General features: G+C 68.4%; 20 protein-coding genes. 13 read left to right on the forward strand and 7 right to left on the reverse strand.

What is annotated here, in order from left to right:
- Nucleotides 1-134: 134 nt before the first annotated feature.
- Nucleotides 135-1184, reverse strand: a complete 1050-nt coding sequence (locus ACFVT5_RS42145; protein WP_389899481.1) for a cyclase family protein — start codon at nt 1182-1184, stop codon at nt 135-137.
- Nucleotides 1185-1363: 179 nt separating this feature from the next.
- Between ACFVT5_RS42145 and ACFVT5_RS42150 the strand changes: the two genes are divergently transcribed.
- Together ACFVT5_RS42150 and ACFVT5_RS42155 are read left to right on the forward strand one after the other, a co-directional pair.
- Nucleotides 1364-1762, forward strand: coding sequence for a nuclear transport factor 2 family protein (locus ACFVT5_RS42150; RefSeq protein WP_389899482.1), 399 nt, complete (start codon nt 1364-1366; stop codon nt 1760-1762).
- A 72-nt stretch (nt 1763-1834) separates the two neighbouring features.
- Complete coding sequence (locus ACFVT5_RS42155; RefSeq protein ID WP_389899484.1) at nt 1835-2245, forward strand: nuclear transport factor 2 family protein; 411 nt, start codon at nt 1835-1837, stop codon at nt 2243-2245.
- Between the two features lie 86 nt (nt 2246-2331).
- On the opposite strand, the gene ACFVT5_RS42160 is transcribed toward ACFVT5_RS42155, so the two are convergent.
- Complete coding sequence (locus ACFVT5_RS42160) at nt 2332-4011, reverse strand: flavin-containing monooxygenase (RefSeq protein ID WP_389899485.1); 1680 nt, start codon at nt 4009-4011, stop codon at nt 2332-2334.
- A gap of 310 nt (nt 4012-4321) precedes the next feature.
- Here ACFVT5_RS42160 and ACFVT5_RS42165 point away from each other — a divergent pair, with 310 nt between their 5' ends.
- From ACFVT5_RS42165 to ACFVT5_RS42185, 5 genes are all read left to right on the forward strand, one after another.
- Nucleotides 4322-4774: a carboxymuconolactone decarboxylase family protein gene (locus ACFVT5_RS42165; protein WP_389899487.1), complete on the forward strand. Its 453-nt coding sequence runs from the start codon at nt 4322-4324 to the stop codon at nt 4772-4774.
- Between the two features lie 119 nt (nt 4775-4893).
- Nucleotides 4894-5634: an SDR family NAD(P)-dependent oxidoreductase gene (locus ACFVT5_RS42170; protein WP_389899489.1), complete on the forward strand. Its 741-nt coding sequence runs from the start codon at nt 4894-4896 to the stop codon at nt 5632-5634.
- A gap of 106 nt (nt 5635-5740) precedes the next feature.
- Nucleotides 5741-7015 carry an NAD(P)/FAD-dependent oxidoreductase gene (locus tag ACFVT5_RS42175; RefSeq protein ID WP_389899490.1) on the forward strand — a complete coding sequence of 425 codons (1275 nt, stop codon included), beginning with the start codon at nt 5741-5743 and terminating at the stop codon, nt 7013-7015.
- Nucleotides 7016-7033: 18 nt separating this feature from the next.
- Nucleotides 7034-7228 carry a ferredoxin gene (locus tag ACFVT5_RS42180; RefSeq protein WP_389899491.1) on the forward strand — a complete coding sequence of 65 codons (195 nt, stop codon included), beginning with the start codon at nt 7034-7036 and terminating at the stop codon, nt 7226-7228.
- A gap of 118 nt (nt 7229-7346) precedes the next feature.
- On the forward strand, nt 7347-8285 hold the full coding sequence (locus ACFVT5_RS42185) for an SDR family NAD(P)-dependent oxidoreductase (protein ID WP_389899492.1): 939 nt from the start codon (nt 7347-7349) through the stop codon (nt 8283-8285).
- 114 nt (nt 8286-8399) lie between these two features.
- On the opposite strand, the gene ACFVT5_RS42190 is transcribed toward ACFVT5_RS42185, so the two are convergent.
- A complete protein-coding gene (locus ACFVT5_RS42190) occupies nt 8400-9641 on the reverse strand; it encodes a cytochrome P450 (RefSeq protein ID WP_389899493.1) in 1242 nt (413 codons plus the stop codon).
- Between the two features lie 331 nt (nt 9642-9972).
- Between ACFVT5_RS42190 and ACFVT5_RS42195 the strand changes: the two genes are divergently transcribed.
- The 4 genes from ACFVT5_RS42195 (at nt 9973) to ACFVT5_RS42210 (ending at nt 15855) form a co-directional block, all read left to right on the forward strand.
- Complete coding sequence (locus ACFVT5_RS42195) at nt 9973-11427, forward strand: MFS transporter (RefSeq protein WP_389899495.1); 1455 nt, start codon at nt 9973-9975, stop codon at nt 11425-11427.
- Nucleotides 11428-11670: 243 nt separating this feature from the next.
- Nucleotides 11671-13887, forward strand: a complete 2217-nt coding sequence (locus tag ACFVT5_RS42200; RefSeq protein ID WP_389899496.1) for an MMPL family transporter — start codon at nt 11671-11673, stop codon at nt 13885-13887.
- A gap of 97 nt (nt 13888-13984) precedes the next feature.
- The gene (locus ACFVT5_RS42205; protein ID WP_389899497.1) at nt 13985-15163 is read left to right on the forward strand and encodes a sensor histidine kinase; all 1179 of its coding nucleotides are present in this window, start codon (nt 13985-13987) and stop codon (nt 15161-15163) included.
- Between the two features lie 8 nt (nt 15164-15171).
- A complete protein-coding gene (locus ACFVT5_RS42210; RefSeq protein WP_389899498.1) occupies nt 15172-15855 on the forward strand; it encodes a response regulator in 684 nt (227 codons plus the stop codon).
- 135 nt (nt 15856-15990) lie between these two features.
- Here the strand turns inward: ACFVT5_RS42210 and ACFVT5_RS42215 are convergent, their stop codons facing one another.
- Nucleotides 15991-16587 carry a hypothetical protein gene (locus ACFVT5_RS42215; protein WP_389899500.1) on the reverse strand — a complete coding sequence of 199 codons (597 nt, stop codon included), beginning with the start codon at nt 16585-16587 and terminating at the stop codon, nt 15991-15993.
- Between the two features lie 163 nt (nt 16588-16750).
- On the opposite strand from ACFVT5_RS42215, the gene ACFVT5_RS42220 reads away from it, so the two are divergent.
- Nucleotides 16751-17428: an SMI1/KNR4 family protein gene (locus ACFVT5_RS42220; RefSeq protein ID WP_389899502.1), complete on the forward strand. Its 678-nt coding sequence runs from the start codon at nt 16751-16753 to the stop codon at nt 17426-17428.
- A gap of 315 nt (nt 17429-17743) precedes the next feature.
- Here ACFVT5_RS42220 and ACFVT5_RS42225 read toward each other — a convergent pair whose 3' ends face one another.
- Nucleotides 17744-18196: a winged helix-turn-helix transcriptional regulator gene (locus ACFVT5_RS42225; protein ID WP_389899503.1), complete on the reverse strand. Its 453-nt coding sequence runs from the start codon at nt 18194-18196 to the stop codon at nt 17744-17746.
- A 103-nt stretch (nt 18197-18299) separates the two neighbouring features.
- Between ACFVT5_RS42225 and ACFVT5_RS42230 the strand changes: the two genes are divergently transcribed.
- Entirely contained in the window at nt 18300-19580 is a 1281-nt protein-coding gene (locus ACFVT5_RS42230) for an MFS transporter (protein ID WP_389899505.1), read from the forward strand.
- On the opposite strand, the gene ACFVT5_RS42235 is transcribed toward ACFVT5_RS42230, so the two are convergent.
- Entirely contained in the window at nt 19550-20272 is a 723-nt protein-coding gene (locus ACFVT5_RS42235; RefSeq protein WP_389899506.1) for a VOC family protein, read from the reverse strand. The two genes, ACFVT5_RS42230 and ACFVT5_RS42235, sit on opposite strands and share 31 nt — an antisense overlap.
- 134 nt (nt 20273-20406) lie before the next feature.
- Nucleotides 20407-21024 carry a TOPRIM nucleotidyl transferase/hydrolase domain-containing protein gene (locus ACFVT5_RS42240; protein ID WP_389899507.1) on the reverse strand — a complete coding sequence of 206 codons (618 nt, stop codon included), beginning with the start codon at nt 21022-21024 and terminating at the stop codon, nt 20407-20409.
- Between the last annotated feature and the right edge of the window lie 24 nt (nt 21025-21048).

The following is a 21048-nucleotide window of genomic DNA, read 5'->3' on the forward strand; positions in this document are numbered from 1 at the left end:
GCTCCCTCAACCCCGAAAGATCATCGTGTCCAACGGCCACGGTCCTCGCAACTCCCACAGATCGCGGGTGTTGCGAGGACCATTAGAACCCAAGGAGTCAAGCTCGTTCCCCGGGGGCCTTCTTGCGCCCTGTGTCAGACGGTCGCGACCGGCGTCAGTGGGCTGCCCTGGGTTCCGGGCAGGTTGAGCGGGGGCGCCGTGAGCAGGAACCGGCTGCGGTTGTGCTCCCGCAGCCAGGCGGCCAACTCGTGCAGGTACCACAACTCGCCGAGCGGAACCCCGAGTTTGAAGAGGCACAGATGGTGGATCGGCAGCAGGGTGTGCCGCTCCTGGACCCTCTCCGAGACGCCCACGCCCTCGACCGCGTAGTTGTCCGCCACCAGCGCCGAGATCTGTGACTCGGCGATCCAGTCGAGGAGCGCCGGGTCGTGTCCGTCGAGGTAGGAGGCCGTGGAGTGGATCGCCACGGGGTCCGGGTTCTTCTCCCAGGCGAGGATCTGGGTGGCGAAGCCGGTGTGCAGGAGGAGCATGTCGCCGGGTTCGACGACGACGTTGTCCGCCGCCATGATCTCCTGAAGGGTCTTCAGGCCGACCGGCTGCCAACTGGTACCCAGGTGATGGGCCAGGTCGACAAGGACGGCCCGGCCCTGAACCCCGTGCTCCGCCATGTGCTCCAGACCGAGGTGGCGGGCGAAACTGAGGCTGCCGCTGCCGTCCTCCTTGGCGTCCTCGCGCGGTCCCACGATGTCGGTGCCTGGGCGGAACCCGTTGTAGTAGACCGGCTCGTCGGCCCCGTCGCCGTCGGCGTCGAACTCGGCGCCCTGGTGGGCGAGTGAGTCCCACTGCGTCGAGTACTGCAGCCAGAGGGTCACCATGTCGTCGGACCACACGTCGATCAGGGGAGGCGCAATGGACTCGCGGGCGATGACGTTGTAGAAGACGTCCTGCTTGTGCTCCAGGTCCTCGGTCGGCCTGAGGATCGGCGGGTACCGCCGCTGGTTGAGCGCCGTCCCGCCGGGATAGTCGAGCGGCAGGCTCAGGCTGAAGCTGATCCCGTGTTCGACCTCGCGCACGCCCTGGAGGACTTTCTCGCGGGTGATCAGGTTGATGCGCCCCAGTTCGTCGTCGTCACCCCAGTCTCCCCACGTCGAGCCGGGCGGACGCTGCTTCCAACGCTTCGTCACGATCACTCCTCCTTCGGCGACAGTCCCCGTCGACAGCCGTCGGCATCCTATTGAGATTGTACCGGTCGGTCAACAAATCTGACATCAACCTCTCCTCACGCCCCCAAGAGAGCAATAGACTGAGCGGTCGAAACATCATGTCAGCTAAGCATCAACCCCATTCGACCTTGGAGAGAAGCATGAGCGGATCCACTCAGGCATGGGTTGCGGCGGGTGTGCGCGCCGCGATCGGCGCGCACACACAGGCGCAAGACGCGGGCCTCACCGACGACGTCGTGGCGCTGTACACCCCCGACGGGGTTCTCCAGGTCCCGGGCATCGACCCCGTCGCAGGGCACGACGCGCTCCGCGACGCCTTCAAGGGGTGGGCGCCGGCGCGACCGCAGCTGCACCTCGTGACCAACACCGTCATCACCTCGTGGACCGAGGACGAGGCGACCGCGGTGAGCGACGTGGCCTTCCTCCAGCGGGGCGAGTCCGGCTGGGGAGTACAGGTCGTCGGACGCTACGACGACACCCTGCGCCGTCACGACACCGCCTGGCGATTCCAGCGCCGCGTCACGACCTACCAGGCGTGAGCACGACGCGTCGGACGAAAGACACGACCTGTCAGGCGTAAGGGCGGACGGCCCCTTTCACATGGGAGAGACATGAGCACATCCATCGAGGCCAGGACCGAGGCGAGCGTCGCAGCGGGCGTCCAGGCCGCCATCGCCGCCTACGCGCACGCGCTGGACGCCGGGCGGAACGACGACATCGCCGAGCTGTTCCAGCCGGAGGGCGTCGCGGAGATCGCGGGCGTGGCCACCTTCGAAGGCCGTGACGCGATACGGGCCGGCTACGCCGCGTTCGCCCCCACCCGGCCACAGTTGCACCTCGTGGCCAACACGGTCATCACCTCATGGACCGAGGACGAGGCGACCGCGGTGAGCAACCTGGCGTTCTTCCAGCGGGACGACTCCGGCTGGGCAGTACAGCTCGTCGGACGCTACGACGACACCCTGCGCCGCCACGACACCACCTGGCTGTTCCAGCGCCGCGTCACCACATTCCTGCCGTAGCGAGCGGGGCGCCGCAGCGAGCAGGACGCCCGTGCCGCCGGAGACAGCGGCACGGGCGTCCTCGCGTCATACGGACGCTTCCCGCGTCATGCGGACGCTTCCGTCGCCTTGGAGAAGGCGAACGCCGCGTAGTCGTTGGCCACGGCGTCGACGATCATCTGCTGGAGCGTCATCCGGCCGGTCGGGTTGAGGAGTTGCTTGACCGGCTTGCCGGGGATGTTCGCCCCGTAGAAGTAGCTGCTCTCCAAGAAGGAGGACCGTGACGAGCTGCCGTCCATCATCTCCGTCCACTGCTGTTCGGCGGCGGAGTCCACCTCGATGACGTCATGGCCGAAGTCGCGCGTGTAGGTGAGCGCGTCCATCACGAAGTCCACCTGGTCGCCGGAGTACCGCGGGTTGTTGCCGAGCGCGCCGTGCGGGCCACCGGGGAAGAAGAAGTTCGGGAAGCCGGCCGTCACCACCCCGAGGTAGGTGCGCGGACCCTGCGCCCAGTACTCCTCCAGCGGGAGACCGTCACGGCCGCGCACGCCGAGTCGGTTGAGCGCGCCGGTCCCGAAGTCGTAGCCGGTCGCCCAAATGATGACGTCGAACTCCTCGACACCGTCGGCCGTTTCGATCCCCGTCTCGGTGATACGGGTGATCGGAGTCTCGTTGAGGTCGACGAGAGAGACGTTCGGCTTGTTGTACGCCTCGTAGTAGCCGGTCCCGAACGGGGGCCGCCGACCGCCGTAGCCGTGGTCCTTGGGGATCAGCTTCTCGGCCGTCTCCGGGTCCTTGACGATGCTGCGGATCTTCCGGGCGATGAACTCGCACCACTCCGCGTTCACGGTGGGGTTCGTCATCATGTCCATGTAGTGCTCGGACAGCTTGGTGAAGCCGGGGCCCTTCCACCTCTCCTCGTAGAACTCCTGGCGCTGCTCGGGAGTGTCGTCGAGGCCGGAACGCATGGCGATGGTGTGGAGGAACCCGCTCGGCGAGGTGTTCAGCGTCTCGCGGATCGACTCGAAGTTCGCCTTCAACTCCGCCTGTTCACCCTGGGTGATGGGCGCGTTGTTGAGCGGTGTGAGCCAGTCGGCCACCTTCTGATAGACCGTCAGATGAGCCACCTGGTCCGCGATCGCCGGAACGATCTGCACACCGCTGGATCCGGTGCCGATCTGGGCGACCCGCTTGCCGGTGAAGTCGACCGGCGTCTTCGGCCAGCGTCCGGTGTGGTGCTGGTCGCCGCGGAAGTCGTCGCGCCCCGGGATGCCGGGGATGAACGGCACCGAGAGAATTCCGGTGGCCGCGACGAGGAAACGCGTGCGGACGTCCGTACCGTCACTCCCCCGCACGGTCCACGTCCCGGACGGTTCGTCGTAGACGGCGGAGGTCACCTTGACGCCGAACCGGATGTCGCGCCGCAGGTCGAACCGGTCGACCACATGGTTGAAGTAGCGCTCGATCTCGGGCTGTCCGGCGAACTGCTCCGACCACTCCCACTCCTCCCACAGGTCCTTGGAGAACAGGTAGCCGTAGGTGTAGCTCTCGGAGTCGAAGCGTGCCTCCGGGTAGCGGTTCCAGTACCACGTGCCGCCTACGCCGGTGCCGGCCTCCAGCAGTCGCGCCGTGAAGCCGGCCTCGCGGGCCCGGTGCAGCTGGTAGATGCCCGTGACCCCCGCGCCCACCACCAGTACGTCGACCTCGTCCTCGGGGTTCGTGCCCGGGGTACGCGCCTGCGGGGCGCGTACCTCTTCCGTGCCGGGCGCCTTCGTCGATTCGCTCATCCGTCCTCCCACGTGCAGTGGCCGCCGCGACTCCGGGCGAACCCGTTTCATAGACCGACCGGTCGCTCTAATATTGAATCGAGAGTAGATGAGGGGATGGGGCCCGATCAATGGCAGCGGACATGGATATGAAGCGCGGCGGTGAAGATGCGTGGCCCTACGCGGCGCGTCCGCCACCTTCCCGAACCCCACCGTGCGCGACTCCCCCGGAATGCCGCGAACGACTTGTCCCGCCGTTACCATTGATTGTACCGACCGGTTGATCTAACTTTCGCTGTATCGCATCTGCGCACGTCATCGGGAGTCACGCATGGGATCGACAGACGCCAGGGAGCCCGTCGGTATCGAGTCCGAACGGGCGCACTCGGCCGTGGCCCCCGCCGGGTCCGCGGCTCACCGGGATCTACGGGACGCGGGCATGAAGGCCATGCGTACGGCGCTGCCCGGGGTGTTCCCCGAGGGCGAGCCCGACCTGCGCGACGGCCGCTTCGCCGACGAACTCGTGGACATCGGCCTGACCAGCGTCTGGGGCGCACTCTGGGCCCGCGAAGGGCTCAGCGGCCGTGATCGCAGTCTGGTCACCCTGGGCATCCTGATCGCCCTGGGCGCCGAGGCCGAACTGAGGACCCACACCCGTATCGCGCTGACGAACGGGCTGACCAGGGACGAGATCGCCGAGGTCATCTACCACGCGGCGGGGTACGCCGGCTTTCCGGCCGCGACGGCGGCTCGCACCGCCGCGCGCGAGGCGCTGGGCGAGTAGACGCAGTAGGCGATCCGCACGTGCCGACACGGCGGCGGCCTCTCTGTGCACCGGCAGACGTTCTGTGCGCAGCACCGGGCCGTCGGCGGCGTCCCGGCACCAGCAGACAAGGAGCGAACATGTCACTTCGGGGAAAGGTCGCCGTCGTCACCGGCGGCGCCCGCGGGATCGGACAGGCGGTCGCGACCGTCCTCGCGGCGCGCGGTGCCGCGGTGTCCGTCTGGGATCTGAACCTTGAGGGCGCCGAGAAGACCGTCGCCATGATCCAGGAGGCGGGCGGTTCGGCGATCGCCGTGGGCGGCGACGCGGCGGACGCCAGCGCTGTGGCGTCGGCAGCGGCGCGGACCCGCGACGCACTCGGACCCGTCACGGTCCTCGTCAACAACGCCGGAATCACCGCCTACCAGGAATTCACGAGCATCACCGAGGCGTCCTGGGACCGCATGATCGGCATCAACCTCAAGGGACCCTTCCTGGTCACCAGGGAGCTGGTGCCCGACATGCTGCGCGCGGGATGGGGGCGGATCGTCAACATCTCCTCGTCGTCGGCGCAGACCGGCGCGCCCTCGATGGCCCACTACGCGGCGTCCAAGGGCGGTGTCATCGGCCTCACCAGGGCGTTGGCGATCGAGTACGCCGACAAGGGCATCACCGTGAACCACGTACCACCGGGCTTCATCGACACTCCGCTGGTGCGGGAAGGCCCCGTCGACGTGGAGGCCGCCGCGGCCACCATGCCGATGAAGCGGGCCGGCCGGCCGGAGGACGTCGCCTACGCGGTGGCGTATCTCGCGTCCGACGAGGCCGGATATGTGACCGGCCAGACGCTCAGCACGAACGGCGGTCGCTACCTGACATGAACCGCGCCGACCATCCGCGCACCCATCGAGCACCGACCTCCACACCGACCTCCGCACCGACCTCTGCACCGATCGATCGAGCAGCCCCGCCGCAACGGAGACCCGCATGACGACCGAGAACGACACCAGGACGGACACCTCCCCCCGAGGTGTCCCCGGGACGGCCCGGACGCGTGTGGTGATCGTGGGCGCGTCGGCGTCCGGCCTCGCCACGGCGGAGGCACTGCGGCGCAAGGGATACGGCGGCCGGATCACGGTGCTCGGCGACGAGCCGCACGCACCCTACGACCGGCCGCCGCTCTCCAAGCAGATCCTCTCCGGTGCGTGGGAGCCGTCGCGCGCCGCACTGCGGACCGAGGAGGTCCTGTCGGCCCTGGACGCCGAGTTCGTCCTCGGCGACCCGGCGGTCGCACTCGATCCGGCCGGACGGACCGTGCGTACGGAGTCCGGGCGTGTCCTGCGGGCGGACTCCGTCGTGATCGCCACGGGGGTACGGGCACGCGTCCTGCCGGTGCCGGACAACCTGTCGGGGGTGCATGTCCTGCGCACACTCGACCACGCGTTGACGCTCCGCGAGGACCTGTTGGGATGCTCCCGGCTGGTGGTCGTGGGCGAAGGTGTCCTCGGCTGCGAGATCGCGGCGACCGCGCGGACCCTGGGCGTGGAGGTGACGCTGGCCGGTCCGTTGGCGGCACCGATGGCGCTCCAGGTCGGCCCGCTGGTGTCGGGACTGCTGGCGGAGCTGCACCGTGAGCGCGGGGTGCGGCTCCGGCTGGGCGAGGGCGTCGTGGGGCTGGTCGGTGAGGACGGGGGGCGGCGCGTCACCGGCGTACGACTGGGCACGGGAGAGGTGCTGCCCGCCGACGTCGTGGTGGTGGCCATCGGCGCCACCCCGGCGACGGAGTGGCTGGCCGGCAGCGGCCTGCGGCTCGACAACGGTGTGGTGTGCGACGCCCGGTGCCGGGCGGCGGAGGGGATCTACGCCGTCGGTGACGTGGCCCGATGGCACCATGAACGGCTCGGCCGCCTGATCCGTCTGGAGAACCGCACCAACGCCACGGAACAGGCTGCCGCGGTCGCCGGTGTCATCTGCGGCGAGGACCGGCCGTATGTTCCGGTGCCGTACTTCTGGACGGACCAGTTCGACGCGAAGCTCCAGGTGCACGGCTTCCTTCCCGCCGATGCGGACGTGGAGGTTGTCGAGGGCGATCTGGCGGCCAGGCGCTTCGTCGCCCGCTATCGCAGTGACGGCAGGGTCACGGGTGTCCTCGGCTGGAACATGCCCAAACAGACCCGGCTGCGCCGTCAGGACGTCGTCGCTGCCTTGGCCGCCCCCGCCCCGGCCCCCGAACCCACTTCCACCTCCGCTTCCCTCCACTGAACGATCAGGAGACATCCCATGAAGGTTGGCGTCGACGAGGACAAGTGTGTCGCGGCCGGACAGTGTGTGGCCGCCGCCGCTGATGTCTTCGACCAGCGTGACGAGGACGGCATCGTCGTCGTCCTGGACGAGAACCCGCCGCCGAGTCTGGCCGACGACGTCCGCAACGCGGCGGCGGTGTGTCCGGCGCTGGCGATCCGTATCGAGGAATGACTGCCCGGCACGGCGCGCCGCACGGCAGTACGTGATGTCACCGTGCGCCATGTCCGTGCGGGTCGACCGTTTCGAGCAGCACCTATGCAGGGCGAGAGCAGCACAAGAGGAGTCACACATGAGCGAGTTCAGCTTCGAAGGGCGGGTCGCGGTCGTCACCGGCGCCGGCCGTGGCATCGGCCGGGCCCATGCCCGCCTGCTGGCGGAGCGAGGAGCGAAGGTCGTCGTCAACGACCTCGGCGGGTCGATGGAGGGCGAAGGCACCGATGTCGGTCCCGCGCGGTCTGTCGTGGACGAGATCGTCGCGGCCGGCGGTGTCGCCGTGGCCGACACCAGCGATGTGTCCACGGAGGCGGGCGGCGAGGCGATGGTCGAAGCGGCGGTCACGCACTTCGGCCGCATCGACATCATCGTGAACAACGCCGGCATCATCCGGTGGGCCGGACTGCCGGACGTCGATCTGGAGAACCTCGAACGCCATCTGGCCGTTCATCTCGTGGGCTCGTTCAACACGACCCGTGCCGCATGGCCGCACTTCGTCGAGCAGGGCTACGGCCGGGTCGTCCTGACGACCTCCAGCGGTCTGTTCGGCATCGACAACAATCTGTCGTACGCCGCGGCGAAGGCGGGCGTGATCGGGCTGGCGCGCAGCGCGAAGCTCGCGGGCGAACCGCATGGGATCAAGGTCAATCTCATCGCACCGGCGGCACACACCCGCATGGCGGGCGGCGACCCGCTGGGCGACAGCGCAGCGCAGTCCGCCGGCCAGCACTTCATGCCGTCGGAGGCGGTGTCGCCGATGGTCGCGTACCTCGCCCATGAGAGCTGCCCGGTCAGCGGAGAGATCTACACGGCGGGGGACGGTCGCTTCGCGCGGCTCTTCATCGGCTCGACCGAGGGATATCTCCACCAGGAGGGACCGGTGACGATCGAGGACGTCGCCGGCCACTGGGACACGATCAATGACGAGAAGGGCTACTACGTGCCCTCCGACCTGATGGCGTGGTCGGGCTCGTTCCTGAAGCACCGGTTCGGCGAGGGCGTGCGACAGCCCTGACGGCCGACTCGGGGGCGCCGGTACACGCCGCTACGCGCAGGTCCGGGGCGACGGTGAGGGGCGGGCGGGACGCATCGGCGCCCCGCCCGCCCCTCGCTGTTCTCGGACCGTCCGCTACCAGGTGACAGGCAGTTCGTAGATTCCGTACGCCTGTGAGTCCTCCTTGAATTTCAGCTCCGAGAATTCGGCGGCGAGCCGCAAGGTGGGCACCCGGCGGAACAACGTGCTGAACACGACATGGAGTTCGATACGGGCCAGCTGTTGCCCGATGCACTGATGCGGGCCCCAACTGAACGCGAGATGGTGCGACGCCTTGCGGGCGAGATCGACCTTCTCGGGATCGGGGAAAGCCAGGGGGTCCCAATTGGCCGCCGGCAGAGCCGCGATGACGCCATCGCCCGCGCGTATGGTCTCGCCGTCGATCTCGATGTCCTCCACCACCGCCCGCCGCGCCAGCAGATGCGGAATGGTGAGGTAACGCAGCAGTTCCTCAACGGCGTTCGCCACGAACTTCGGGTCGTCGGAGTTCTCGCGCAGGGCCGCCAGTTGGTCGGGATTCTCCAGCAGCAGCGCCGTACCGAGCGTGATCATGTTGGCGCTGGTGTCGTGGCCGGCGACCAGGAGGATATGTCCGAGGGGAGCGGCCTCTTCGAGGGTGAGGTCACCGGCCTTGACGTGCGCACCGAGGTCGGAGAGGACGTCCTCGGAAGGATCGTCCATCTTGGCCACGATCAGGTCCGCGATGTAGCGGCGCAGCGCCTTCGTCGTTTCGGCGGCCTGTTCAGGGGTCTTGAACCGCGCGTTGGTGACTCCGGCGTGCTCCTGGAAGAACGCGTGATCCTCGTACGGCACTCCGAGAAGTTCGCAGATCATGAGCGACGGCAGTGGCAGGGACAGGGCCTTGTTCAGTTCCGCCGGGCGGGGGCCCGCGAGCATCGTGTCGATGAGGTCGTCGGTGATCTGCTGGATCACCGGGCGGAGCTTCTCCATCCGGTGCCGGGTGAACGAACTCGTCAACATCCGTCGCCACCGGGCGTGTTCGGCGCCGTCGGTGTTGTTCACCGAGGGCTGGATCTCGGAGGCGTGCGCCTTCATGGCCTCTGTGGTGTGCGGGTATCCCGCCGCGCCGATGTCGGCACTCACGCGTGGGTCGGCGAGGATCTGGCGCTGGGCGGCATGGGTCAGGACGACCCACGGAGTACTGCCGTCCCACGTCCTGGCACGTACGACGGCCTTCCCCGTGTCATGCAGCTCCAGCAGGCCCGGCGGTGGCGCGAACGGGCACGTGCCCGATCGGGGCGACGGATACTCCGGGATCGATGCGGCCGGATCGGTGCCGGCCACCCTCTCGGTCATGGTCGACTCTCCTCTCGTCGTCTGCTCCGATGGAACCACATTTCGACCGAGCGGTACAAGCTTCTATACGGTCAGCAATGCGTTCGGTTCCGCATCGGAAATATCAGCCGAGTGCGACCACGTACCAAAGTGCGTACCTGAGTATTGACCGGTCGGTCTACTTACTGTCACGATCCAACCCGCAACGGGTCCCGTCCGGAGCAGGGGCACGTCCCCACACCGGAAATCCCGGCCGTCGCGGCCCATCCCGGCACGGTTCACCGGCTCTCGCCGGAGGGGCATTCCGAGCAAGGCGATCACTGTCGAACACGCCTACCCGAGAGAGACAAAGATGTCATCTTCTCAAGAAATAAGCGGCAGCGTCCGTCCGGTCCGCCGCATCCCGGTCATCATCGGGATCCTGGTTTTCGCGGACATCGTCAGCGCCTTCGAGTCGACGATGATGTTCAACGCTCTTCCCCGGATCATCGACGCATTCCATACCACCCCCGCCGACGCCAGTTGGGTGCTGACCGCGTTTCTGCTGGTCGCCGCCGCGTCCGCCGCCGTCTGCGGCCGGCTCGGCGATCTCTACGGCCGCCGTAACGTGATCATCGTCCTGCTGCTGATCTCAGCGGTCGGTTCGATCATCAGCGTCTCGACCGGCACGCTCATCGGGGTCATCATCGGCCGGGCGGTCCAGGGAGTGGCCGGCGGCATCCTCCCCTTGTGCTTCGGCGTCGTCCGCGAAGTCCTCCCGCAGAAGCATGTACCGGTGGCGGCAGCCATGATCGCGGGTGCCGCGATGCTCGCCGGTGCGGCGGGCAACATCATCTCCGGCGCCCTGATCGACTCGCTGGACTGGCACTACATCTTCATCGTGGCCGCCGCTGTCGCACTGGTCGCCGCGGCCGGCTGCCTGCTGCTCCCCCGGTCCAAGGCTGCCGCCGCCGGCGCGCGACGCGTCAATTGGTTCGGGAGTGTGTTGTTCGCCCCGGCGATCGCTCTGGTGCTGTTCGGTGTCAACCAGTCCCGGACCTGGAGTTGGAGCGACGGGCGAACGGTCGGCACCATCGTCGTCGGCCTGCTGCTGCTGGCGCTGTGGGCCTGGCGGGAGCTGCGCGCCGAGCACCCCATGATCAACCTTCGGCTCTTCTCCGATCGGAAGCTCACCCTGACCATGCTCGCGACCGCCGTGCTCGCGATCGGCCCCATGGGCGCCACGGGCTTCCTCCTCCAGATCATCATGCAGAGCCCGACCAGCGCGCCCGTCGGTCTCGGGCTGACCGCGACCGACGCGGGGTGGGTCTCGTTCTGCACAGCGATCTTCGGCTTCCTGCTTTCGCCGATCAGCGGCCGGATCTCCGCACGTGCGGGCGCCCGTCACGTTCTGGTCATCGGCAGCGTTTTCGGCATGATCAACGCGATCACCCTCGCCCTGCTCCACGCGACCCTCTTGGGCTTCATCATTTCCACGGTGTTCCTGACGGTCGCGACGTCGTTCATGTTGTCCTCGCTCCCGAACCTGATCATGGAGGTCGTCCCCGCGGCCCACACCAGCGAGGCCACGGGCCTCAATGTGGTCGTCCGTACGGCCTTCTCAGGCGTGGGTACGTCGGTGGCGACGCTGCTCCTCAGCCTGTCCGTGGTGTCCGGCACCCATTTCAGTACCCGCGGCGCGTACATACAGGTGTTCGTCCTCATCGGGGCCTGCTGCTTCGCGGCACTCGTCCTCGCGCTGCTCATCCGCCCGGGTGCGCAAGCGGCCACCGAAGCGCGCCCCGCGGTCCTGGCCACCGACGCCTGATCCCCCAGGTCCCGTACCCCTCCGGCGGGTACGGGACCCGGGCTGTGGCCCACACCCCTCGGCACGGTCCGGGGGCCCGCGTCCTACCGGCGCGGTAGCCCATCTCCTACAGGTGCAGGACGCCGACCGAACGCTCCGCCGACCGCATCAGCAGGCAGTCACGGCAGACACACGACGACGTGGAGGGGGTCCGCGGGCGAGCGTAGAGGCTCACCCAAGATCCGGACCTGGAGACGTATTCACGTGGCTACCTTCCTGTATCGACTCGGCCGTGGCGCCTTCCGCCGGCGCTGGTTCGTGGTGCTGTTGTGGGCCGTGGCGCTGGTCATGGCCGGTTTCGGCGCGGCCAAGGCACCGGCCGCCGACGACAGCAACACGTCTTTCATGCCGGGGATCGAGGCGCAAAAAGCCTACGACCTGATCGGCGAGCGTTTCCCGGGTACCGACGCGAACGGTGCCAACGCCCGGATCGTCTTCGTCGCACCGGACGGCCAGAAGGTGACGGGGGCCGGCGCCCGTACGGTCATCGACGACTTCGTCACCGAGGCGGGCCAGGGTTCGCAGGTCGCGAGTGCGGTCAGCCCGTACAAAGCCGATGCCGTCAGCAAGGACGGGTCGACCGCGTACTCGACGGTGACCTACAAAGTGGCGGCCGGCGACCTGACCGACTCCAGCAAAGACGCTCTGCAACACGCCGTCGACCACGCCCGTGACCAGGGTGTCACCGTCGAGGTGGGCGGCACCGCCCTGGCCGCCCAGCCGGCCGCGGGCGGATCGGCGGAGGCCATCGGGATCGGGATCGCCGCGATCGTCCTGCTCATCACCTTCGGCTCTCTCGCCGCCGCGGGCCTGCCGCTGCTCACCGCTGTCATCGGGGTCGGCATCTCCATGGCGGGAATCATCGCCCTGGGCAGCACCTTCGGCCTGTCGCTGACCACCGGCACGCTGGCCTCCATGCTCGGCCTGGCAGTGGGCATCGACTACGCCCTGTTCGTGGTCTCCCGCTACCGGGAGGAGCGCTCGCGCGGACGTGATCCACGCGAGGCCGCGGGCCTGGCCGTCGGAACGGCCGGTTCCGCGGTGGTGTTCGCCGGCCTTACCGTGATCATCGCGCTGGGCGGTCTGTCCGTCATCGGTGTGCCGATGCTGACCAAGATGGGGTTGTGCGCCGCGGGCGCTGTCGCCGTAGGCGTTCTGGTCGCCCTCACTCTCGTACCCGCCCTGCTCGGCATGTGGCCGAACGCGGTGCTCTCCCGTGGTGTCCGTAAGAACCGGGCCAGGGCGCTGCGCAAACAGCGCAGCGAGAGCAACGGCGGGTCGCGGTGGGCGCGGTTCGTTCAGCGCCGCCCAATCGCTGTGCTCCTGGTGTGCGTCGCCGCTCTCGGCGCGCTGGCCCTGCCCTCCGCCAGTCTCCAGTTGGGCATGCCGGGCGACGAGTCCAAGCCCACCTCCACGACGGAACGCCGTGCCTATGACGCACTCGCAGAGGGTTTCGGTGCCGGGTTCAACGGGCCGCTGACCATCGTCGTCGACGCCAAGAACTCCGACGGCCCGAAGGCCGCCGCCACGGCGATCGCCGAGAGGATCAAGGACACGCCCGGGGTGGTGTCGGTATCGTCGCCCCAGTTCAACCCCACCGGCGACACCGCGCTGTTCTCGGCCGTACCGGCCACTGGCCCGAACAACGAAAGCACCAAGGAACTTGTGCAGACCATCCGGGCGGAGCGCGCCGGACTGGAGGAGAGTGCGGGTGCCACCTTCGAGGTGACCGGCAGCACGGCGATGGACATCGACGTCGCCACCGCATTGCAGAACGCACTCGTCCCCTACCTGATCGTCATCGTCGGTCTCGCTCTGGTACTGCTGCTTGTGGTCTTCCGGTCCGTCCTCGTTCCCATCAAGGCCGCCCTCGGCTACCTGCTGTCGGTGCTGGCCTCGCTGGGCACGGTCGTGGCCGTCTTCCAATGGGGCTGGGGCGCCCAGTTGCTGGGCGTCGAGCAGACCGGCCCGATCATGAGCCTGATGCCGATCTTCCTGGTGGGCATCGTCTTCGGCCTGGCCATGGACTACGAGGTGTTCCTGGTCGCCCGGATGCGGGAGGCATACGTCCACGGCGACCGACCGGCTCAGGCCGTCGTGGCGGGCTTCCGCCACAACGCACGGGTGGTGGTCGCGGCGGCCGTCATCATGATCGCCGTCTTCTCCGGGTTCATCAGCTCCACCGAGTCCATGATCAAGACGATCGGTTTCGGCCTCGCCATCGCCGTCCTGTTCGACGCGTTCTTCGTCCGCATGACCATCGTGCCGGCGGTGCTGGCACTGCTCGGCGACAAGGCATGGTGGCTGCCGCGATGGCTGGACCGGCTGCTTCCCCGGGTGGACATCGAAGGCTCCGGTCTCACCCCCGCACCAACCGAATCCGCCGACGAGCCGGCGCGCCCGGAACCGGCGCGCACCTGATCACCGGGCCCTCCACCGGGAGCGGTGCCGTCGACGACGGCACCGCTGCCCCGTTTGTCATTATGTTGTCGTCTGTGCCTGTTGTGGAGAGACCGTGATGAGTACGAACTGGTGGGACAGGGCCGCGCGGCGACCGCGCACGGTGGAGTTCACGGCGCTGCTGCTGTTGTTCGGGACCACCGTGGCCGGCTGTTTCGTCACCGGCTGGGTCACTCCGGGACCACTCGCGCTGTGGTCCGCGCTCCTGCTGTCCGCCTTCTGCTGTCTGGCACTGCGCTGGCGTAATCGGCACACCTTGCCCGTGGTCGGGTTCGTCACGGTGCTGACAATGGCCGAGGGGGCCCTCGGCTATCTCCTCACTCCCCTGCTGATGGGCCCGCTGATGGTGGCGCTGTACACGGTGGGCCTGCGTGCCGACCGGGTCACGGCCCGCAACGTCTCCCTGCTCGTCGCCGGATGCGTGGTGGTGACCGCGCTCCTCCTCGATCCCTACAGCCACCCCGTGCTGCTCGGCGTCGTCAACCCGGCCGCCTGGGTGCTGCTGTCGGCTCTCCTCGGCAGCTACGTCGGCGTACGACGTGCCTACGCCGCCGATCGCGCCCGGCAGGCCGAGCGGGCGCGTGCCGAGGAAGCCCGCCACCACGTGGTGCAGGAGCGCATGCGCATCGCCCGTGAACTGCACGACATCGTCGCCCACCACCTCGCCCTCGCCAATGCCCAGGCGAGCACGGCGGCCCACCTCTACCACACGCATCCGCACGAAGCCTTCGAGATGCTCAACACCCTCTCGGCCACCACTGCCGAGGCCCTGCGTGAGCTGAAGGCGACCGTGGGCCTGCTGCGCCAGGAAAGCGAAGCCGACGACGGCCTCGCTCCCGCCCCCGGGCTCGGTCAACTCTCCGACCTGACCTCCGCCTGTGCCGCCGCCGGACTCGACGTCGGCGTCACCGTCAGCGGTCAGCCACAGCCCCTCTCCCCGGGAGCCGACCTCGCGGCGTACCGCATCGTCCAGGAAGCCCTCACCAACGTCACCAAGCACGCGGCCACCCCGCGCGCGGACGTCCGGCTCACCTACCTCGCCGACACACTCAGCCTGACCATCTCCAATGAGACGGCCCCCGGAACTCCGCTCGCCGGCACTCACGGGGCCGACCGTGGTTTCGGGCTGATCGGCATGCGGGAACGGGCACAATCCGCCGGAGGCACCCTCACCGCGGGCCCCCACCCCGGCGGGTTCCAGGTCTCCTGCACTCTCCCCCTGCACCCCACCAGCTAAGGCATCACATGACGATCCGTGTCCTGCTCGCCGACGACCAGGCCCTCCTGCGCACCACATTCCGCATCCTGATCGACACGGACCCCGACATGACGGTCGTCGCCGAGGCCGCCAACGGCCAGGAAGCCATCGACCTTGCCCGCGACCATCACCCCGACGTCATCGTCATGGACATCCGCATGCCGGGCACCGACGGTCTCACCGCGACCTCCCGCATCGCCGCCGACCCCGCGCTCTCCGCCACCCGCATCCTGATCCTCACCACCTTCGAAGACGACGAGAACGTCGCCAACGCCCTGCGCGCGGGCGCCAGCGGCTTCCTGGGCAAGGACGTCAGCGCCGAAGGACTCCTCGCGGGTATCCGGACCGTCGCGATCGGCGACTCACTCCTGTCTCCCTCCGCCACCCGATCCCTGATCAGCCGGTTCCTGTCGATGCCCGACCCGCACAGCCGGCTTGTCCCGACCGAGCGGCTCGCCCTCCTCACCGACCGGGAACGCGAGGTCATGGCGCTGGCCGCGCAGGGCAAGACCAACGACGAGATCGCGGACCACCTGGTCATCAGTCCTCTGACGATCCGCTCCCACATCCACCGCTCGATGACCAAACTCCATGCACGGGACCGGGCCCAACTCGTCGTCATCGCCTACCAGACGGGCCTCGTGAGCGCCCACCCGCCGCGTTCAGCCTGACCACCTTGTGCACGGTTGTCTGTGGCGGTCTGCTCGACGCGGATGTGCCGTGATGACCTGGGCGAGAGTGTGCAGTTGGAGGCCCAGTGCGACGGTGCGGCCTCGCTGCGCGAGCAGTGGCCGCAACCGTTGCCGTCAGAACTTGCCCATATGCTCCGCGGTGCGGTGCCCCAACTGCTGGCTGAACCTCGCGCAGAACCCGGCGGAGAGCGGCGGCCAGCCCCAGAAGTCGAAGGCGAGGGAACCCACCGCGAAACCGGACTCCCACTGCCACTCGGTGACCGGGACCGAGGCACCGCAGGTGGAGCAGGGGGCACTCCCCTCGCCCGTTTCCTTCCAGGCGGCGATGCCGTCCTTGAACGGCCGCCAGACCTCCTCGTCCGCCTCGAACTCCTCGGGATAGTTGATGATCACAGTCCTGGTCCCGCACGCCGGGCAGACGGCGTACTCCGCTTCGTCCTCTCCCTGACCACCGACGTGGTAGTCCCGCCCAACGATGACGGCCACCGGCCCCGGCAGCCAGTCCGGGTCCGACGAGTCGGTAACGGCCCGCGCCCAGTGGGGGCCTGGCACATAGCCCTCGTCCACGGTAAGGCTGTACACCCCCTCGCTGGACAACTCACGTGTGATCAGGCCCTCGTTGACCATCCAGTCGACCATCCGCTCCGCCAGCGGCCCGGTCTCCTCTCCGGTCACCTCGACATCAACGATGCGCTGAAAGAAGTCACCCACCGTCTCCACCTCCTGTCGATCAGTCTCGGAGACACACTCTGCCACCGCCCTCCGACACTCGGCCCGGCATCGGTGAGGGAATCGAGGGCGGGAGGTGCTGCGATCGAGATCAGTTGTCGGTGGCGTGGGCTAATGTCCATGCTCGTCGTCGACAGGAGGTGCCATGGGCAGGCAAACAGGCTGGTCGGGAGTCCGGGAACGTGTGACCGCGGTGGTGCGGGCCGAGCGTCGAGCACACGATGGGGGAGCTTCTCAACACGCGGTCTTCGAGCCTGTCCTGACTGCCGCTCAGATCGCCGAGGTCGAAGCGCAGTTCGGTATCGCGCTCCCCGACGAGTACCGCACATTTCTGACGGAGGTCGGTTCCGGCGGCCCCGGACCGGCACTCGAACTCACGTCGCTGCGCCGAATCAACGGGAAATGGGGATGGGTCTGGGACCACGCCGAAGACCATCCCTGGCTGCTGGATCCGAGCGGGCCGTTCGTCGAGACGGAAGACTGGGCTGACCAGCAGAGAGCGACCCTTCGCGCCGCCGGTCACGAACCCACCACCCCTGACGACGAGGAAGACTATCTGGACGACTACCGCGTGGCCTTCGGCGACGCCGGCGACGACGTCTGGCACCTGGAACGCGGGCGGGGCGCGATCCACATCAGCGACAACGGCTGCGGGATGACCGGATGGCTCATCGTCGTCGGACCGCACCGCGGGGAACTCCGAGACCGGGACTGTGCGACCAACCCGCCCTTCGAGCCGTACGTCGATGTACGTGGAAACCGCCACACCTTCCACACCTGGTACCTCGAATGGCTTGAACAACAGGAGAGGGAGGCTCAGTAAGCAACTTGCCCTGGACACCGCACCGCCGTCGACCACCTCACCGACGGCCCCGGCGTAACGTTGACCTGCATGTTGTGCCGTCCGTCGGTGGACAGTGCGGCGGTGAAGGTGAACATCGGGTTCGGTGACCAGCGCCACGCGGATGCCAGGCCGGACACGGGGGCGGCGCCGGGCAGGGCGGGAAGGACGGTTCCAGGGTTCATGGGGTTGCTCCTGAGCTGGGATGAGTCCCCGGCTGCATGAGGTACGCCGGCCGCCCTCCCTGCTGGGATTCATCGGCGGAGGGATGTGTCGGCGCCGGGTCTCCGGCTCGGTTCACCGGGTGGAGAGCTTGTGGACGGTGGTGTCGTCGGGGTTCAGCCGTCGCCCGTCCGCGGACAGCACTTCCAGTGCGCGGAGGCGATGTCCCTGCCGACGGTCGACCAACTGGGAGTGTGGTTCGCCGGGGGCGAAGAAGTTCTGCTCGCCCCACTGCCGCAGTGCCACGATGACGGGGAAGAGCGCCTCGCCCTTCGGAGTCAGTACGTACTCGCGATAGGCGCTGCCGTCCGTGGCGGGGACAGATTCGAGGACACCACCGGCGACCAGGGTGCGCAGCCGCGCGGTGAGGATGTTCTTCGCCACGCCGAGGCTGCGCTGGAACTCCCCGAAGCGCCGGCTTCCGTCGAAGGCGTCCCGCACGATCAGCAGGGACCACCAGTCGCCGATCGCGTCCACTGACCGGGCGACGGGGCATTCGCTGTCGTCGAACCGCGTCCTGGTCACCATGGCGTCCCTCACTCTCAAGATGGTTGCAACATGCTACCAAACAGGGTTACGGTCACCGTCATCACTGGTAGCAAGATGAAACCAGATCTGGGGAGGGGTGCTGATGCCGGACAACGGTGAGGCTGTGACACGACGGACCGAGGCCCGAAGCGAGGGAGGTTCCGCGTTCGTCCTGTCCCGTGGCGTCGTCATGCTGTTCGCCGTCGCCTGTGGGGCCGCGGTCGCCAATGTCTACTACTCCCAGCCGCTCCTGGTGACCCTGGGCCACGACCTCGCGATGAGCCCGGCGCTTGTCGGCAGCGTGGTCACCCTCACGCATGTCGGATACGGGCTGGGACTCTTCTTCCTCGTGCCGCTGGGTGACGTGGCGGACCGCAGACGGCTCATCGTGGCCCAGTTGCTACTTCTGGTGGTGGCGCTGGCCGTCGTCGCCGCCGCCGACACCGCGGCGATCCTGCTCGCGGGCATGGCCGCGACGGGGCTGCTCGCTGTCGTCACTCAGACGCTGGTGGCCTTCGCGGCATCACTGGCTCCTCCCGCCGAGCGCGGACGGGTCGTCGGTCTGGTCACCAGCGGCGTGGTCATCGGAATCCTGCTCGCCCGCACCGCGTCCGGCCTCATCGCCGATCTCGGGGGCTGGCGCTCCGTCTACCTCGCCTCGGCGTCGCTCACCGCTCTGCTCGCCCTGGTCCTGTACCGAGTGCTGCCGCACCACGGTGACGCTCCAGCGACAACCATGCGCTACGGGCAACTCCTGCGCTCCACAGTCACCCTGTTCGCACGGGAACGACTGGTGCGGCTCCGGGCCCTGTTCGGTCTGCTGATCTTCGCCGCGTTCAGCACCCTGTGGAGCAGCGTCGCACTGCCGCTCAGCGAGGCCCCGTACTTCCTGCCCCACCGCGCGATCGGGGCGCTGGGGCTGATCGGTGTCGCCGGCGCCCTGGCCGCGACCGTGGCGGGCCGCCTGAACGACCGCGGACTCTCGCGGCGGACCACCGGCATCGCCCTGGCCCTGCTCGCCGCCTCGTGGCTGCCCTTGGCCTTCACTCGCAGCTCACTCTGGGCCCTGGCCGCCGGGGTGATCCTTCTCGACCTCGCTGTGCAGGCCGTCCATGTCACCAACCAGACCCTGATCTACGCGCTGCACCCGGACGCGGGCAGCCGCCTGATCGGCGGTTACATGGTCTTCTACTCGATCGGCAGCGCCACCGGCGCCATCGCCGCGACCTCCCTCTACACGGTGGCCGGCTGGGGCGCCGTATGCGCACTGGGTGCCGCGTTCAGCTGCCTCGGACTCGTGCTGTGGGCGTTCACACGACACACCACCCCGGACACCGACGCCGCGACAAGGGCTTACCGGGGGGTCAGCACGCAGAACTCGTGACCGTCGGGGTCGGCCATCGCCACCCGGTCGACGTCTTGTTGGCCGATGTCGATGCGTGTCGCCCCGAGGGAGACGAGCCGGTCGATCTCTGCCTGCTGGTCGCTGCCGGCCGGTGGAGCGAGGTCGAAGTGCAGCCGTTCCTTGCCGGTCTTCGGCATCAGGGGCGGACCACCCCATGTGACCTTCGGACCGCCGTGCGGTGAGCGGATCGCGGTCTCCTGGTCCTGATCCCATACCAGCGGCCAGCCCAGCGCTCGGCTCCAGAAGTACCCGGTCTCCTGCGAACCGTCTCCCGCCAGCGCTCCGATGAATCCGCACTCGGCGAGGAAGCTGTTGCCCGGCTCGGTGACACAGAACTCATTGCCCTCGGGGTCGGCGAGCACCACGTGCCCCTCCTCCGGGCGTTGACCTATGTCGATGTGCCGGGCGCCGAGTTCGAGCGCCCTCTCCACCACCTCCCTCTGGTCGTCGAGGGACGTGCTCGTCAGATCGAAGTGCATGTGGTTCTGGCCTGTCTTCCGCTCCGTGGTCGGGAGGAAGCGCAGCCGGAACCCGGTGTCATCGCTGGGCAGCAGCGTGATGCTGTCGGAGGAGTCCCCGGATGTCTCCCAGCGGAGAAAGTCCGCCCAGAAGCGGGCGAGACGGAGCGGGTCGTGCGCATCGAAGCAGAGCGCGTGCAGGTGAGAAGTCATCCGTAGGTCTCCTGGTAGGGGCAGATGGGTCGTGCTGGAACCTGCCCAGCCGGCGTCGCCCGGTCAACTGATCATGTAACGCCCCGCGCTCGTCCGCTGTCGAGCGCGATCGAGACGGCCGCCCGTCCACGACCTCACAGGCTCGCGAAGAGGCCGTCGAGCGGGGGCGGTGTCCGGTCCGGTGCGAGGGCCTCGACGAGGAGACGCCCGTAGCGGATCTTGCGGCCCTTCTTCGTGCCGAGGAAGCGCCGCAGTTGCTGATGTCGAGGGCGGTCGTGCTGTGCGGGCTGGCGCTGGAAGGTCTGCCAGGCGCGGGAGTCGCCCTCGGCGCGGATGATCTCCTCGACTTCTGCCGTGCCGAGCGCGCGGATGAGTTCGTCCTCCAGGTCCGCGGAGCATACGTAGATGTCCTGGAGCGGTGCCTGCGTCCGCGTCAGGCCGCGCTCGTAGAAGCCCTGTTCGCCCTCGTCACAGAGTCCTGTCAGGCGCAGGCCGAGGCCGGGCGGCCCGAGGAGGCCGGCGTAGCGGCCGACGCTCATCGCCCCGCCCATCGGCACGACACACACTCCCTCGGCGGCCAGATCCCGGCCACGCCGGGCGGCCAGCGCCTCGACGGCCGCGAGATCGCTCAGCCCTTCCAGGAGCACCGCGGTCCGCGCCCCCAGGGTTTCCGCCAGAGCGCGCGCCGGCCCGTCGGGACCACCCGCCGCCCAGTTGGTGACCGCGTCCTGGAACGCCCTCATGTCCGCCATGGGGCGAGTCTGCACGTCCACCGG

Source organism: Streptomyces sp. NPDC058001 (assembly GCF_042886315.1).
GTDB lineage: Bacteria > Actinomycetota > Actinomycetes > Streptomycetales > Streptomycetaceae > Streptomyces.